The sequence below is a fragment of the Halomonas colorata genome (genome assembly GCF_014897985.1).
Taxonomy (GTDB): Bacteria; Pseudomonadota; Gammaproteobacteria; order Pseudomonadales; family Halomonadaceae; genus Vreelandella; species Vreelandella colorata.
Map to the genome: position 1 here is coordinate 1 of NZ_JABUZA010000003.1, position 14,411 is coordinate 14,411.

Genomic DNA, 14,411 nt, shown 5'->3' on the forward strand with positions numbered 1-14,411 from the left:
CACTGCAAGGTGTTGAGCTAACGTGTACTAATGGCCCGTGAGGCTTGACCCTATAACACCCAAGGGGTCTGGTCGCAATGATAACGATGAATACCGGATACGCGCGCTGAGCGAGAAACGCTTGGCACGAGAGACGTCACAGAACACGTCAGCATGATAGACATTGACAGTTACGCCTGACGACCATAGCGAGCGTGAACCACCTGATCCCTTGCCGAACTCAGTAGTGAAACCGCTTAGCGCCGATGGTAGTGTGGGGTCTCCCCATGCGAGAGTAGGTCATCGTCAGGCACTTATACCGCAGAAAACCCAGCCATCGGCTGGGTTTTTTGTTTGCATGGAAGAAAAGGGTGGGGTCTCGCCAGGCGAGAGCACCGGAGCGCCGGCCGGCGGATGGCCGCCTCAGTTATCGTCAGGCACTTATTGTGAAAAATCCCCCGGGGCTTGCGCCTCGGGGGATTTTTTTTGCCTGGAACTTGCTATTTACGCTTTCGTTTGCAAGCAGCTACCCTGATATGGGTGGTGATACCGTGCTGTTGTCTTTAAAATGGTTCGGTACGTTGATGGAAGAGCACTTCACGCGCTATCTCAGGAGGAGAAACAAGATGAATGGACAATTGGTTAAGAAGTTATCAGCTGCGGTATTGATGGCACTGCTCGCGGGCGGTCTGGCTGCCTGTGATAACCAGGGCCCTGCTGAAGAAGCAGGTGAGAGCATTGATAACAGCATGGAAAGCGCTGGCGAAAGCATTGAGAATGCGGGCGAGAGTATCGAAGATGCTGCTGAAAATTAATCCAACGCGTTGATTGTAAAATATTTAGCTAGGGTATTGCCTAGCCAGCAAAACGGCCGCTAATAGCGGCCGTTTTGCTTGGTCTTTTGTATCGTCTTATGTTGATTTTAAGCGCCTGGGTTTTGTTCAATACCCTGTACATACCATGGAGCCTGGTCACGCATTGTGCGGGTCAAGTGCCAGGATTCGTTAAACTCAGTCTGCTGTCCGTTCTCTTCGATAATGCCGTGGAAGATTACGCTGGCCTCTGCATGGCCATCGTACTCATTGATATCCCCCAGCTCGGCAAACAGCCGTACGATCTCTGTACGATTATTGGCCGGATGCTGAGCACGCTCTGTACGTAACAGGTTATAGAGCTCGGGAGTAACATATTCCTGGATCTGGCTAAAGTCGTTATTGTCCCAGGCGCGCTGAAGGGTCATAAAATGCTCTTTCGCGCCGTTTAAAAACTGCTCTTTATCAAACCAGGCGGGCGTACTTTGCAGGCTGCTCGCTAAACTACCCGGGGAGGCCCCAGCTGAGCCAGCGGCAGGTGTTGATGGCACGTGCTGCGTACGCTGATAGTTGGATTCGGAAGCGTGCGCCGGGCGGCGCTGGCGAATAAAGGCACGGAAGGCGATCATCGCCAGCACCGCAATGCCCACCACCATGAGCAGATCCATCATTCTTAGCTCATCAAAGGCGCCGCCAAAAAACAGCGCAGCAATTAATCCACCGGCCAACAGGCCCCCCATCATGCCGCCCATTCCACCTCTACGTGCTGCCGCAGCACCCGCTTGGCCCTGTTGTCCACCTTGGGCCTGTTGTGTACTGGGTGTGCTGGCTGGGCGATCCGCAGAGCGGGACATACTGCCCACATTGCCGCCTCCGCCCATACGGCGCGCTTCAGCATGCTCTACCGCAACGCTAAACCCCATAACGCTGACCAGCAGCATGACAAACAGTTGTCGTAACATGGCAATCTCCAATGATTAAAAGCCATCAAGAACCTAAGCCCAACGTACTGAGCGTGTAGAAAGTATTGAACGGCTAGTTTAGCGCCTGGGCGGTTAGAATGGGCTATCTTAATAGCACTAATAAACACAAAGAATAAGGGGGAAGCGTGCGCCTACAACGAGATCGTAGCCTATTACTAATGGTCGATTTTCAAGCAGGCTTACTGCCCGTCATTGATGATGGCGTAAAAGTAATTGAAGAAGCCGCCTGGCTTGCAAAAGTAGCCGAAGCGTTAGACGTGCCTGTATGGCTTACCGAGCAGTATCCTGAAAAGTTGGGGGGGACGACGTCTGGCTTATTAAGCGAGCTGGGTGAGCATCAGGTTTGGCAAAAGCACCATTTCAGCGCGATGGAAGAGCCCGAATTCGCCCAGACGTTAAAGGCCCAGTCAGTGCAGCAAGTAGTGATCTGTGGGACGGAAGCCCACATCTGCGTGCTTCAGAGCGCACTTGGACTGCTTGAGGCAGGCTATAACGTATATTGGCTAAGCGAAGCAACGGCCAGCCGCCGCCGTGATGAAGCGCGCCTTGCCCGCGAGCGTGCCTGTGCTCACGGTGCAATCGCTGTGACGTCGGATATGGTGGCCTACGAGTGGCTTCACCGCTGTGATAACGCACTGTTTAAGGACGTGCATCAGCGCCTTCTAAAGCCCCGTTCCTCGCGCGTCGTCACATTTTTTTAGCTAAAGGTCAGCTTTCGTTTAGCGATCGGCTTCTTTGCGGGTAAAGACGAGCGTATCGCCTTCAGAAGAGGCAGCATCAAAGCGATAGCCTGCAACGTTAAAGCCTTTAAGCTCGTCAGGGTCATTAATTTTCTGGTTAATGATCCAGGCGCTCATCAACCCGCGTGCTTTTTTGGCGTAAAAGCTGATGATTTTAAACGTGCCGTTTTTCTCATCTTTAAACACCGGTGTAATAATGCGCGCATCAAGCTGCTTGGCATCTACCGCTTTAAAGTATTCGTTGGAGGCCAGGTTGACCAAGGCCTTAGAGCCGCTTTGTGTAATAGCGTCATCAAGCGCTTTAGTGAGGGTAGGCTTCCAGTAGGCGTATAAATCCTTGCCTGCCTGGTTAGGCAGTTTGGTACCCATCTCCAATCGGTAAGCCTGGATCAGATCCAGCGGTCTCAGCAAGCCATACAGGCCTGAGAGAATGCGCAGATGCTGCTGAGCAAAATGGTTATCCGCATCGCTGAATGTTTTAGCTTCCAGCCCGGTGTAAACATCGCCCTGAAACGCCTGGGCGGCAGGTTTCGCATTCTCAAGCGAAAATGGCGGCTCCCACTCAGCAAAGCGGGCTGCATTAAGGCCAGCCAGCTTATCGCTGATACCCATCAGCTCACTGATCTGCTGGGGCGAGTAATCACGCAGAATATCAATCAGCGATTGGCTTTCGCTGAGAAAGTCGGGCTGCGTAACGTGCTTGGTCGTAGAGGGCGTTTCAAAATCCAGCGTCTTGGCTGGCGAAATAACGCTTAGCAAGGTGAGCTCCTTCAGCCGATGCAAAAACCTAATAACAAATGTATGGCCGCTAGTATATCAAGCCTCGGCGTTGGCCGAGGCTATCGCCTTCATAGCGTCACTATACTTATCCAAGGCCCAAGGACTTATCCAAGGCTCAAGGGCAGGGATTGGGCATCCGGCGGTGGATATCGTCAATGGCATCCAGCACTTCGTCATCAAGCTTGAGGCTCTCACTAGCCAGGTTGCTTTCCAGCTGGTCAAGGGTAGTTGCACCAATGATATTACTGGTCAGGAAGCTGCGTGAGTTGATGAATGACAGCGCCATCTGGGCCGGGTCGAGATCGTGCTCGCGGGCCAGATCAACGTACGCTTGTGTGGCTGCTTCTGCTTCGGGCGAGGTATAGCGCTTAAAGCGCTCATAAAGCGTCAGGCGACCTTTTTCAGGCCAAGCACCGTTCAGGTACTTGCCGGAGAGCACGCCAAAGCCCAGCGGCGAGTAGGCCAATAAGCCAACATCTTCGCGGTGGGCGATTTCCGCCAAGCCGACTTCAAACGAACGGTTAAGCAGGTTGTAGGGGTTTTGTACTGATGCCACGCGTGGCAAATTCATTTTCTCAGCCAGATAAAGCGAGCGCATCACGCCCCACGGCGTATCGTTGGACAGGCCAATCGATCGTACCTTGCCAGCGTCGACCAGCTCTTTAAGCGCAGAAAGCGTCTCTTCAAGCGGTGTGGCATCTTCCTGGTCCTGATGGGTGTAGCCTAGCTTGCCGAAAAAATTGGTGTTGCGATCCGGCCAGTGCAGCTGATAAAGGTCGACATAGTCTGTCTGTAAACGCTTAAGGCTATCGTCGATTGCCTGATGAATATGCTCGCGCGTCATGCGCGGGCCGCCCCGGATATGCTCAGGGCCCGGGCCCACTGCCTTGGTCGCAATGATGACGTCATCGCGTGCACCACGCTGTTTCAGCCAGCTGCCGATATACGTTTCGGTTAAGCCCTGGGTCTCCGCCTTGGGTGGCACAGGGTACATTTCAGCGGTATCGATAAAGTTGATACCGAAAGCGACAGCGCGATCCAGCTGTTCGTGAGCCTCTGCTTCGCTGTTTTGCTCGCCAAACGTCATCGTACCTAGACAGAGTCGACTGACCTCAATTCCCGTTCTGCCAAGTGGGCGCGTTTGCATTTTTATCTCCTCGCTAAGGCGAAAATTGCCGCCAAATAGGCGTTTATTATCATGATGAATGGTGATGTGTGACAGGCATGTTAGCGAGGCAATTTAAAAGCAGCAAATCAATGGGGTTGAGTCGTCGCAAAGGCAGGCGTATGCTTGCCAGCCCATCGACCGGCTAAAGGCCGGTTTCTCGTTTGGTTGGCAGTCAAATGATGTAGTGATCGCTAATCAAGGTCTCAACAAATTGGCAGGGTGGTTTGCCATGCCGCAGGCATCATCTTTGTTTACTCGATTAGAATTTCGCTTAGCCGAACGGCTTTTTCAAAACCGTTGGTTGCTTCCGCGTTCCAAGCGTACACAGCGCCTGACCATGCGACTGTTCAAGCGCTGCGCTGATGCAGGACATCCGGATGCGCTATCCGTTTACGGCCATATGCTGTTTCATAGCAGCCTTTCGCCGCAGGATAAAGCGCGGGGCGCGCGTTATGTCGTAGAAGCCGCTCAGTCTGGCGACGTAAAGTCGCAGTTTCAGGTAGCGCAAATCTACGAGCATGGCTGTGCGCAGTATCCGCGTCGTGAAGACTATGCGGTAACCTGGTATGCCCGCGCCGCCCAGGCGGGGCATTACCTGGCCGCTGAGCGGTTAGCCTGTGCCTACCGGTTGGGTGAGCTAGGCTTAGCCGTAGACGCCGGGCAGGCCGCTTATTGGCAGCGTCTGGCGGATCGTCAGCCGCTTAACGATGCCGCCGTCGCGTAAGGGGCCGTTGAGCGATCACTATGCGTAATGATTGAATGAGGAAGTCAGTGTCCGAGACGCTACCTACCGTACTAGATATTGAAGCGTCCGGATTCGGGCGTGGCAGTTATCCGATAGAAGTCGGTATCGCGCGTGCTGACGGAAGCTGCTGCGCGTTTCTTATTCAGCCGCTGGAAGAGTGGACCCACTGGGACCCAAAAGCTGAGCTTTTGCACGGTATCTCGCGCGATCGTCTGCTCGCAGAGGGGCATCCTGTACAGCAGGTCGCCCAATGGCTTAACGATGAGCTAAGCCGTTTGGGTAAGGCTTATAGCGACAGTTGGGGGTACGATAACACCTGGCTGTCGCTACTTTTTCATCATGCTGGCATGCTGCCACGTTTTCGACTTGAAGCGCTGCGGATTTTGCTAAGCGAAGAGCAACAAGCCCTTTGGAGCCATACCAAAGAGAGCATGATTGCCGAGCGCGATATTAATCGCCATCGCGCCGGTGAAGATGCCCGCCTGTTACAGCTTACCTACCAGCGTACTCGCCTGCTGACAGAGCGCTAACGCTGTTTCAGGCAGGTTTATAAAAGCCTATAGGCGTATATCCAGTGCACTGAGTAGCGCTTGTGGCGTTTGCGCATCCTGCAGCATGTCACGCGTTGTCTGGGCTAAAAAGCCGTTGGCTACGGTGCTGTCCAAAAATGTTAAAAGCGGCCCATAAAAATCATCGATATTTAGCAGGCCCATGGGCTTTTCATGTAGGCCCAGATAGCCCCACGTCCAGATTTCAAACAGCTCTTCAAACGTTCCAATGCCGCCCGGCATGGCGATAAACGCATCGGCGTTAGCCGCCATGGTGGCTTTACGCTCATGCATATTGGCGACGCGGATAAGCTCGGTAAGCCCAAAGTGGGCCTGCTCACGCTCCACCAGATGATCCGGCATCACGCCGATAACGCTCCCCCCGGCTTCTAGCGCTGCATTGGCAAGCTCACCCATCAGACCGATCCGCGCACCACCATAGACCAGCGTATGGCCTCGCTCGGCCAGTGCTGTACCCAGTGCCTGGGCGGCTTGACGAAAAATCGGACGGCTGCCTTCACGCGAACCAAGATAAACGCAAATACGGGACATTAATCGGGTTCCTTAAACGAATATTGAATGGCGCTTTACAGGATAAAACGATCGATCTGATGGTGCTCGTTCATCCACTGGCCAATAACGTTGTCGCCACATAGATGATGGGCGTACTGGGTGTGCAGGCAGCGCACCTGCTGCCAGTTGCTGATACCGCCAATGCCACGCTCGGTAAGCACGTCGGTGTAACCCAGCCGGGTAACCTCGGCACGTTGTGCGTCACTCATATAGTCCCAGCGGGCTTTGACGTAGTCGCGGTGGCTTTGCTGGTAGCTTTCCAGAAAGGCAGGTTCATCCTGCAGGCGCTGTTCGAGTGATTTGATGACCCCTACGGCTTCAATGCGGGAAATCTCCACTTTGAGCACGTCAGAACACAGCCAGTACAGCGTAGGAAAGGGCTTGTCATCCACGATAGGCGCCATGCGCAGTACCAGCGGTGTTCCTTGGCTATCGGTCGCGGCGACGGCTTCGATACCGCGCGGTGCGCGGCCTAGCTGCTGGGTAATAATAGCTAGCTGGCGCTCATCAGGCGCTTGGTTGGTGCGAATCACCATCAGGTTGGTCTCTCAGGAGCGGTCGTCTTGAACAAATTTATTGGAGCGGCCAACAGCACGGAAAAAGCAGCGATTCAACTGCTCAGGGGACGCTACATAGCACCATGTCCGCTCGCAATACTCGGCGGCTCGTGCCATTAGCACGTCATAAAGGCGATTAAACGGGGCATCATAATCGTAAGGGTCAGCCCCGAACAAGCGGATATGTGGATAGTCCGCAAAGCGCTCCATGAAATAGTGTTCAAGATCCGCTTCGACAGCGCGATGCTGCGCGGTATTGTCCGGGTCTAGCCAGAGATTATAGCGAATGGCCATGCTGTGCTCCTGGTAGCCCCGTCCAGCGGGGCAGTGCGTCAGGCGGGCGCATCTTGTAAATGGGCTGACAAGGCGTCGCGCAGCTTGCCTTCAATAGGCACGGCGCACTTAGCCTGATGATCGTACTGTACCATCACGGTATGGCCGAGATTAGTCAACGTACCGTGCTGGCGAGCTTCCTGAGTAACCGTGAATGAGCTATTACCCAAACGCGTCAAGTAGGTGCGTAATTCGATGTCATGGCCGTAAAACAGTTCAGCACGGTAGTCGATTTCCATGCGCGCCATAATTAAGCGCCACTGTTTAGGATCCAGATCCGGCGTAAAAAGCTTGAACAGATCATTGCGGGCCAGCTCAAACCAGGCGGGCAGGCGCGTATTATTAATATGGCCTAGCGCATCGGTATCATAAAAAGCTGGCTCAATCGTGCGGGTGAACATAGTGGTCGCCTTGTTATTGGTCAGCCTTCAGGATTGCCCCTAGCAAGCGCTTGGTCAAGTGGCTTGGCCCTGTGCCTCTCGCCTTTCTGCCCACCAGCGTTGCCCCTGCATCCAGCCAATCAGCCATAGCGTCGCTACGCTAAAACCTGCCAGCGTACCCAAGGCAAGCCCCCAGCTTTCATAGGTGAACGAGACGCATAGGGCGTAGCACAGCAGCGAGCCGAGACCCATCGGGTAGTGCTTGATGACCGTGGCAGTCGGTGCAGGCCCTTGGCTCAAATGTAGAATCAGCAGGAAAGGCAGCATGGTGATCGGAAAGGCCGCCAGCGTTCCCGCCCAGGCGGACGGCACCCAGTGAGCAAGCGTGGTGATCGCGAACACGATAAGCGTGGCCAGCAGGGCACGTACACACAGCGCGCCCCACGAGAAAGGCGCTCGCGTGGTGGCGACGCTGTCCGGTATACGTCGGAAGAGCCAGCTGAACAGTACAATGGCGCAAAGCGTTACCAGCGTACCCGTCAGCCGGGTGAAATCAAACTGAGCCAGCACCAGGCTGACGCAAAACCAGGCGATAAAGCCACCAGTGGTGCCGGCCAAAAGCCCTCGTAATCCAGGCTTGCGCCCGCATAGCCAGTAGCCCGCCCCCAGCGCCATGGTGGCGGTAAAACCGGCCAGCGTATGCACAGCGCTCTCGGCGGCGAATAGCGGCGAGATCTCCAGGCCGATAAAGAAAAGCGCCAGTGCCGTGCCCAGCGGATAGCCCGCCAAAAGCCCCGCCACCCGTGGGCTTACCCGTACTGCCACTACTCCCAGGCCCAGCACCATAGCGACAGAAACCATGCCCTTGGCAAGCTGCCAGCTAATCGGAACTTCCAGCATAAATGACTATCCTTATAATTGATTAAATACTGTTTGAGTTATTTTGCAGCCACCCAACCCAGGAGAGCAGAGTCGTCGTGGATGTTGCTTCCCCACCAGGACATACGCTTTCGCCCCCGCTAAGGCCCGAGCGGTGCGAGCTTTGCACGCGCGCTGCATCGTTGACCAAGCACCACCTGATTCCACGAGCGCTGCACAACAAACCGCGCTATCGAAAGCGTTACTCGCGCGAAGAGCGGCTGACCGCCATCTTATGGCTCTGCCACGCCTGCCATCGGCATATTCACAGACTCTATAGCGAACGTGAGCTGGCCGATCAGTTTGCCAGCCGCGAGGCGCTGCTGGCGAGTGAAGAGGTACGCCATTTCGTCGAATGGCTTTCCAACAAGCCAGCAGGCTTCAAGCCCAAATCCCGTCCGCCCAAGCGCTGATGTTTCCTTTTTATACTAGGCGCAGCCCCTGCTGGTCGCGCCAGGCAGCTTCCAAAGCGCTTTTTAACGGCTCTTGAAGGTGAGCGGGAAGCGCAGCATGAGCGTCCTCTAAAGTGCTGAACGTACGGTTGCGCAGCCAGCAGTACGCCCAGGCGCAGGCTTCTGCATCACTTTGAGGCATGGGTTTGGCAGGCATTTGATTGAGTAAAAATACCGCGGTACGCGGTGCCCAAAGCGGAATATCGCCCTCCAGAGTCTGGCTCCAGTATTTAAGCATCGCCCCATCGGGCGTCGTGTCCGGCGTGCCCAGTTTGGCAACCCGAGCGGTTTCCGCCAGGATGAGCGCTAACTGATCAGCATCGGCTTGACCAAGCGCTTGCCACTGCCGCAATAGTGCCGGTAATCCTGCGCGCACCTTGGTATAAAAGTCATCTTGCGGCATGCTCGTTACCAATCCTTTATCAATGAGTGAGACCTGTATGGCCTTTGATTTTGCCACGCCAATCGAGCGACGCCACCCCGAAGGCGGCTTCTCGTCACAAAAATGGCACCGTTACAGTGGCGAGGTGCTGCCGCTGTGGGTCGCTGATATGGATTTTCGCTCGCCGCCGGCGGTTATTGAAGCACTCCAGGACCGGGTTGCCCACGGTGTGTATGGCTATGGTGAAGTGCCCGCTACGTTAACAGAAACGCTGTGTCAGTGGAGCACTTCGCACTACGACTGGACTATCCAGCCTGAGTGGCAGCACTGGCTGCCGGGGGTGGTGCCGGCGCTACATTTCGCGACGCTCGCCTTAACCCAGCCAGGCGATGGCGTATTAACGATGACGCCTATTTACCCGCCTTTCTTGGCGGTAGCCGAGCGCACTGGCCGGCTCCCCCAGCAAGCAATGTTGACCGAACCTAAAGGCCCTGGCGAGTCGTGGCAGTTGGATATGGCCGCTATAGAAGCGGCCATTACGCCCAAGACGCGCCTGTTGCTCTGGTGCCATCCGCATAACCCGACAGGGCGTGTCTGGCGCCATGAAGAGCTGGCGCCGTTGGCAAAACTGGTTGAACAGCACGATTTGTGGGTGGTCTCGGACGAGCTTCACTGTGATTTGCTGCTGGACAAAGATGCCCGGCATCGCCCGCTGGCGGCCATGTTTCCTGAGCTCGCCAAGCGTACGATTACCCTATGGGCGCCATCTAAAACCTTTAACTTGGCAGGTTTAACCAGCGCCTGTGCGGTGATCCCTGACCCTGAAGTGCGCAAGCGGTTTACCGCTGCCTGCAAAGGGCTGCTGCCTGATGTGAACGTTTTGGGGCTGGTAGCGGCTGAGGCGGCTTATCGGCAAGGCGAGCCTTGGCGCCAAGCGCTGCTGGAAGTGCTGCGTCAGCATCGCGCGACGCTTGAAACACACGTGGCAAGCTGGCCGGGGGTGACGTTAAGCAAACCGGAAGCCACTTATTTAGCCTGGTTGGATATGCGCGAGGCGGGGTTGGGCAGCACGCCCTATCAAACGCTCAAGGAACAGGCGGGGGTTGCGCTGTCTGACGGGGCAGCGTTTGGCTGCCCCGGCTTTTTACGACTTAACTTTGGCACCACGGCGTCCCAGCTGGACGCCGCGTTAGTGCGGATGGATAAGCTGTTAAAGGCCTAGCGATTAATACAGCAGAGCAAACAGCTTGCGGCGGTAGGCGACGGTCAGCGGATGATCGGCGCCTAGCGCATCAAACACCTGCAGCAGCGCTTTACGCGCCGCGTCGTCGTTATACGCACGGTCACGCTTCATGAGCGTCAGCAGCGCTTCAAGGCCGGCGTCGTACTGGCCATCGGCCACCTGGCGCAGAGCGCGCTGGAACTGTGCTTCGCTATCGTCGCGCTCGCCTAAAGCGGCGATATCTTCTGCTGAAAGCGCTCGTTCGCTGAACTCAATGCTCGCACGGACGCCGCGGGCGGCAGGCGCATCACGCTCTTCGGGCGGCAAATTATCCAGCACGCTGCGCGCTTCATCGCCACGCTTTTCAGCCACCAGGACGCGAGCAAAAGCTACCTGATAGGCATAGTGCTCGGGGTATTGGGTTACCAGGTTCTGGTAGATATCGCGAGCGGTGGCCGCGTCGCCTTCCAGAAGCGCCGCTTCGGCTTCTTCCTCCGGACTAGGCGGAGCTTCCGCGGGGGCCGGGAAGTAGCGGCTGAGCCAGGCACGAACTTCTTTCTCGGGCTGTGCTCCCTGCAAGCTATCGACCAGTCCACCTTGGCTGATTAACTTAACATCGGGTACCGAGCGCACGCCCAGCTGGGCTGAAATCTCTGGATTGGCCTGGGCATCCAGCTTACCCAGCAAAAAGGCCCCCGCGTATTCAATCGCCAGCTTTTCCAGAATCGTTGCAAGTTTGCTGCTGCTATCGTCGGCGGGGGAATAGCAGCACATAAGTACCGGCACCTGCATGGAGGCTTCGAGCACCTGCTGAATATTGCCAGCGTTTAGTTCAATGATGACTTCTTCAGCGGTAACCGGAGGGCGCTCAGCACTTGCCTGGGTATCGCCGGTGTTAGCGGGCTCCGCAGTAAGCGGATTGCCGGTACGGGGATCAATAATCGACATGGGTAAGCTCTACATCGCGTAAAAAGAAGGTTATCTGATGATATGCAGGCAGAGGCGTGCATATTCAAGCCGCAATGCAGCTAATCGTTGATATCCAAGCAGTAGAGGAAGGCAAGGCAAAGTGGACAGGCGTTGCACGCTAGATCGTGTTTAGCATGCAACGCTTGAAAGGTTGGTACTTATTGACGTTCAGTAATCTCAGTTTCCATACGCTCATACACATCATCCCATATAAAGCGATCATACGATGGAACTCTCTGACGGCGCCAATACGGTCAGCACGCAATAGCATCACCATTTAGCCTCATAATCTCTATTACTAGCCTCGCTGGGTTTGTTTACCTAACCAACTGGCGATAAGAGGAAGCATTGCTACGATCAAGAAAACACGAAGTACATGGTGGGCTGCCACCATAGCGGGGTCTATGGATAACGCTAGCGCTACGACGCCAAGTTCTGGCGCTCCTCCAGGCAAATAGGATAAGAACAAGGGTGTGTTGTCGAGTCCTATAATAGGTGCAAACAACAGCGCTGCAATGAAAGAGCCAAAGGTAAGAAGCACGCCGATCACCGCCGCGAGCCAGCCATCTTTTAAAATTTGTGGAAGAGAGTAATTCGCGAATCGCGCCCCTACTCCTGCGCCAATAACTATTTGTGCTGCACTGGAAAGCAGGGGAGGAACATGCACCGTCAAAAGGTCAGTCGCGTGTAGTAACCCCGAACTAAGCAATGGAATTAATAGCATCGCTGAAGGGAAGTTTAGCCGCCAGGCTAGCCAGCCGCTGACTATCGCTACCAGCGCCAGGATGCCATGGTTAACAGGGTCAATTGCTTCCGCGTGAGTGAAGCTTGCAAGGCTAGCATCAGCGAGATTAATGCCGGAAATAGCCTGGATGATGATGGGGGCTGCAATAAGCAATACCACTAAGCGCGCGGTATGACAGAGGGCAACGCGGCTGACTTCGGCACGGTAATTTTCTGCCAAAACAGAAACGACTGAAAGTCCGCCGGGTATGGCGGCGAACAAGGCCGTCACTCGATCCATTTTTCCGAAACGATAAAATATTTGATAGGCAATGAAACAAAATGCCAGCGATAACAAGCTCATCACAATCAGACTGATGGTCCAATCCCCGGCCTGACGAACAACTTCTGGCGTAAAGCTGGTGCCTAGCATCGTGCCGATAGCGACCATGGCGTAACTTCGCCATGGGGCAGGAAAGCGAGGCTGAAAAGATGTCGTCTGAGTGCACAGAAGTGATGCTGTTAGGCTGCCCAGTACCCATGGCAATGGTAGAGAGAGTGCAAAAAAAGCGAGTCCGCCTAACGCGCCGATGCCAAAGGTAACGCCTCCTCTACGTTGAGGAGGCATTTGTTTAATTAGATTCATGGCTAGTGCGGCGAGAGCGGAAGGCTTTCAGTGCGGGGACACCCATTAACACCAGCAGCATTATAGTGAAAAGAGCCAGAGCAATGGGTCGCTCCATCATGTATTCAAACGGTCGGCCACCGGACACCTGTAAGGTGCGCACGACTTCGCCTTCCATCATTCGGCCAAGCAGTAAACCGATGACTGTTGCTGCGACGGGATAGTTGTTTTGTCGCATGAGCCAGCCAAGCCCTGCAAATGCGGCAACGGTTAGCGGCCCAGCGATCGTGCCGGTTATGCCATAGCCACCCCAGGCACACATGGCCAATACACTGGGTACTAGATAAGCCAGCGGAACGCGCACCACCATGCCGAGTAAGCGAAGGCTAAGTAACCCCAAAAACGCTAGAAGTACCACTTGGCCCAGGTTGCCGAGAATAATCGAGTAGACGATATCGGTCTGGTCTCTTATAAACGATGGCCCACCAATAATATTGTGAAAAGAGAACGCAGCCAGAAGCACCGCCGTCGCAGCCCCGCCAGGGATGCCTAGCGCTAATAGCGCCGTCATGGAGCCGCCCTCCGAGCTTGAGTTTGCGGATTCGGCGGCTACGACACCTTCGGATGCTCCCTTGCCGAATGCTTCAGGCGTCTTCGACGTTCGTTTGGCCTCACCATAAGAGACCAGATTAGCTACCGATGACCCCACGCCTGGAATGGCACCGATCACGGCACCAATCAGACTGCCGCGCAGTAAGGTGCCGGGATGGCGGAATGTCTGCCCAACGCCTTTAAGAATAAGAGCAAACGATATATTACGCTGGGCCTCATTTTGTACTAGAAACGAGCCTCCCCTCAGGCGCAACAGTTCAGAGGCGGCAAATATGCCGATCATGGCGGGCACCACCGGAATGCCATCAAGTAAATAGGGGTTGCCTATAGTTGTGCGCATAATGCCCGTCGTGGACATGCCAATTTGACTCAGCATGAGCCCCAGAAAACCTGCCAGTAGGCCCTTGGCCATACTGCTGTCATTAAGTGTCGCGATGAGGGTTAACCCCCAAAGGACCACCACGACCATTTCCAGCGGGCCTATCTTTAGTACAAAAGCAGCCAGTGGATTGATTAACAACATCAGAAGGCTGTAACCCACGAAAGCGCCCACGACGGAAGCACAAAGGCCCAGGCCCAGGGCTTCATTGTGCTGTCCCTTTCGCGCCATAGGGTATCCATCGAATGCCGTGGCAATTGATGACGATGATCCGGGGATATTCATAAGAATAGCGGTTACCCCGCCACCATAGGCGCCGCCAGTAAATATGGCGGTTAAAAACAGCATGGCTTGAAGAAAATCCATGCCAAAGGTCACGGGTAAAAAAACGGCCATGGCCATTGATATTTGTAGCCCGGGAATCGAGCCGAAAATCAGGCCGATTAATAGGCCGGGGATAACCCAAAGCCAAGGGCTTAGGTCAGTAAAAAGAAGCGTAAAAGCCTGAGATAATGCGAGTTGATCAATCAT

Annotated in this window: 18 protein-coding genes and 1 rRNA gene; 7 read left to right on the top strand and 12 right to left on the bottom strand. The window is 54.9% G+C overall.

The genetic code is table 11. The features are described from left to right. The first annotated feature begins 175 nt into the window (after positions 1-175). Positions 176-291: ribosomal RNA gene (rrf, locus tag INT33_RS02260) — 5S ribosomal RNA — on the top strand. A 134-nt stretch (positions 292-425) separates the two neighbouring features. Then, positions 426-794 (top strand): hypothetical protein, encoded by a 369-nt coding sequence (locus INT33_RS21655; RefSeq protein ID WP_319643904.1) that lies wholly within the window; start codon positions 426-428, stop codon positions 792-794. A gap of 107 nt (positions 795-901) precedes the next feature. On the opposite strand, the gene INT33_RS02270 is transcribed toward INT33_RS21655, so the two are convergent. Then, entirely contained in the window at positions 902-1,753 is an 852-nt protein-coding gene (locus tag INT33_RS02270; RefSeq protein ID WP_193090973.1) for a Tim44 domain-containing protein, read from the bottom strand. Positions 1,754-1,932: 179 nt separating this feature from the next. On the opposite strand from INT33_RS02270, the gene INT33_RS02275 reads away from it, so the two are divergent. After that, on the top strand, positions 1,933-2,475 hold the full coding sequence (locus INT33_RS02275) for an isochorismatase family protein (RefSeq protein ID WP_226940045.1): 543 nt from the start codon (positions 1,933-1,935) through the stop codon (positions 2,473-2,475). An 18-nt stretch (positions 2,476-2,493) separates the two neighbouring features. Here INT33_RS02275 and yaaA read toward each other — a convergent pair whose 3' ends face one another. After that, positions 2,494-3,273, bottom strand: coding sequence for a peroxide stress protein YaaA (yaaA, locus tag INT33_RS02280; RefSeq protein WP_193090975.1), 780 nt, complete (start codon positions 3,271-3,273; stop codon positions 2,494-2,496). A gap of 136 nt (positions 3,274-3,409) precedes the next feature. After that, complete coding sequence (locus INT33_RS02285) at positions 3,410-4,441, bottom strand: NADP(H)-dependent aldo-keto reductase (RefSeq protein WP_018918351.1); 1,032 nt, start codon at positions 4,439-4,441, stop codon at positions 3,410-3,412. A gap of 250 nt (positions 4,442-4,691) precedes the next feature. Here INT33_RS02285 and INT33_RS02290 point away from each other — a divergent pair, with 250 nt between their 5' ends. Next, a complete protein-coding gene (locus INT33_RS02290) occupies positions 4,692-5,186 on the top strand; it encodes a tetratricopeptide repeat protein (protein WP_018918350.1) in 495 nt (164 codons plus the stop codon). A 47-nt stretch (positions 5,187-5,233) separates the two neighbouring features. Next, positions 5,234-5,737, top strand: a complete 504-nt coding sequence (locus INT33_RS02295) for a hypothetical protein (protein WP_018918349.1) — start codon at positions 5,234-5,236, stop codon at positions 5,735-5,737. Between the two features lie 27 nt (positions 5,738-5,764). Here the strand turns inward: INT33_RS02295 and INT33_RS02300 are convergent, their stop codons facing one another. The 5 genes from INT33_RS02300 to INT33_RS02320 are packed head-to-tail and all read right to left on the bottom strand — an operon-like array spanning position 5,765 to position 8,498. Further along, positions 5,765-6,307: an LOG family protein gene (locus INT33_RS02300; protein WP_193090976.1), complete on the bottom strand. Its 543-nt coding sequence runs from the start codon at positions 6,305-6,307 to the stop codon at positions 5,765-5,767. Between the two features lie 35 nt (positions 6,308-6,342). Then, complete coding sequence (locus tag INT33_RS02305) at positions 6,343-6,864, bottom strand: DUF501 domain-containing protein (RefSeq protein WP_193090977.1); 522 nt, start codon at positions 6,862-6,864, stop codon at positions 6,343-6,345. 12 nt (positions 6,865-6,876) lie between these two features. Then, on the bottom strand, positions 6,877-7,179 hold the full coding sequence (locus INT33_RS02310) for a hypothetical protein (RefSeq protein ID WP_018918346.1): 303 nt from the start codon (positions 7,177-7,179) through the stop codon (positions 6,877-6,879). Positions 7,180-7,217: 38 nt separating this feature from the next. Further along, positions 7,218-7,619, bottom strand: coding sequence for an acyl-CoA thioesterase (locus INT33_RS02315; RefSeq protein ID WP_018918345.1), 402 nt, complete (start codon positions 7,617-7,619; stop codon positions 7,218-7,220). Between the two features lie 54 nt (positions 7,620-7,673). Beyond that, a complete protein-coding gene (locus INT33_RS02320) occupies positions 7,674-8,498 on the bottom strand; it encodes a hypothetical protein (RefSeq protein WP_193090978.1) in 825 nt (274 codons plus the stop codon). A 77-nt stretch (positions 8,499-8,575) separates the two neighbouring features. Between INT33_RS02320 and INT33_RS02325 the strand changes: the two genes are divergently transcribed. Beyond that, on the top strand, positions 8,576-8,929 hold the full coding sequence (locus INT33_RS02325; protein ID WP_193090979.1) for a hypothetical protein: 354 nt from the start codon (positions 8,576-8,578) through the stop codon (positions 8,927-8,929). A 10-nt stretch (positions 8,930-8,939) separates the two neighbouring features. Here the strand turns inward: INT33_RS02325 and INT33_RS02330 are convergent, their stop codons facing one another. Then, the gene (locus tag INT33_RS02330; RefSeq protein ID WP_193090980.1) at positions 8,940-9,371 is read right to left on the bottom strand and encodes a hypothetical protein; all 432 of its coding nucleotides are present in this window, start codon (positions 9,369-9,371) and stop codon (positions 8,940-8,942) included. Positions 9,372-9,408: 37 nt separating this feature from the next. On the opposite strand from INT33_RS02330, the gene INT33_RS02335 reads away from it, so the two are divergent. After that, on the top strand, positions 9,409-10,572 hold the full coding sequence (locus INT33_RS02335; RefSeq protein ID WP_193090981.1) for a MalY/PatB family protein: 1,164 nt from the start codon (positions 9,409-9,411) through the stop codon (positions 10,570-10,572). Between the two features lie 3 nt (positions 10,573-10,575). On the opposite strand, the gene INT33_RS02340 is transcribed toward INT33_RS02335, so the two are convergent. The 3 genes from INT33_RS02340 to INT33_RS02350 form a co-directional block, all read right to left on the bottom strand. Continuing rightward, positions 10,576-11,520: a co-chaperone YbbN gene (locus tag INT33_RS02340; RefSeq protein ID WP_193090982.1), complete on the bottom strand. Its 945-nt coding sequence runs from the start codon at positions 11,518-11,520 to the stop codon at positions 10,576-10,578. A 319-nt stretch (positions 11,521-11,839) separates the two neighbouring features. Further along, a complete protein-coding gene (locus INT33_RS02345) occupies positions 11,840-12,910 on the bottom strand; it encodes an AbrB family transcriptional regulator (RefSeq protein ID WP_319643905.1) in 1,071 nt (356 codons plus the stop codon). Continuing rightward, entirely contained in the window at positions 12,897-14,411 is a 1,515-nt protein-coding gene (locus INT33_RS02350; RefSeq protein WP_193090983.1) for a tripartite tricarboxylate transporter permease, read from the bottom strand. The genes INT33_RS02345 and INT33_RS02350 overlap by 14 nt, the downstream gene beginning before the upstream one ends.

Coding starts and splice junctions, on each gene's coding strand:
- INT33_RS02305 (WP_193090977.1), bottom strand. CDS start 6,864: ATGGTGATTCGCACCAACCAAGCGCCTGATGAGCGCCAGCTAGCTATT.
- INT33_RS02340 (WP_193090982.1), bottom strand. CDS start 11,520: ATGTCGATTATTGATCCCCGTACCGGCAATCCGCTTACTGCGGAGCCC.
- INT33_RS02315 (WP_018918345.1), bottom strand. CDS start 7,619: ATGTTCACCCGCACGATTGAGCCAGCTTTTTATGATACCGATGCGCTA.
- INT33_RS02320 (WP_193090978.1), bottom strand. CDS start 8,498: ATGCTGGAAGTTCCGATTAGCTGGCAGCTTGCCAAGGGCATGGTTTCT.
- INT33_RS02285 (WP_018918351.1), bottom strand. CDS start 4,441: ATGCAAACGCGCCCACTTGGCAGAACGGGAATTGAGGTCAGTCGACTC.
- INT33_RS02310 (WP_018918346.1), bottom strand. CDS start 7,179: ATGGCCATTCGCTATAATCTCTGGCTAGACCCGGACAATACCGCGCAG.
- INT33_RS02290 (WP_018918350.1), top strand. CDS start 4,692: ATGCCGCAGGCATCATCTTTGTTTACTCGATTAGAATTTCGCTTAGCC.
- INT33_RS02350 (WP_193090983.1), bottom strand. CDS start 14,411: ATGATTGATCAACTCGCATTATCTCAGGCTTTTACGCTTCTTTTTACT.
- INT33_RS02300 (WP_193090976.1), bottom strand. CDS start 6,307: ATGTCCCGTATTTGCGTTTATCTTGGTTCGCGTGAAGGCAGCCGTCCG.
- INT33_RS02270 (WP_193090973.1), bottom strand. CDS start 1,753: ATGTTACGACAACTGTTTGTCATGCTGCTGGTCAGCGTTATGGGGTTT.
- INT33_RS02335 (WP_193090981.1), top strand. CDS start 9,409: ATGGCCTTTGATTTTGCCACGCCAATCGAGCGACGCCACCCCGAAGGC.
- INT33_RS02275 (WP_226940045.1), top strand. CDS start 1,933: ATGGTCGATTTTCAAGCAGGCTTACTGCCCGTCATTGATGATGGCGTA.
- INT33_RS02330 (WP_193090980.1), bottom strand. CDS start 9,371: ATGCCGCAAGATGACTTTTATACCAAGGTGCGCGCAGGATTACCGGCA.
- INT33_RS02345 (WP_319643905.1), bottom strand. CDS start 12,910: ATGAATCTAATTAAACAAATGCCTCCTCAACGTAGAGGAGGCGTTACC.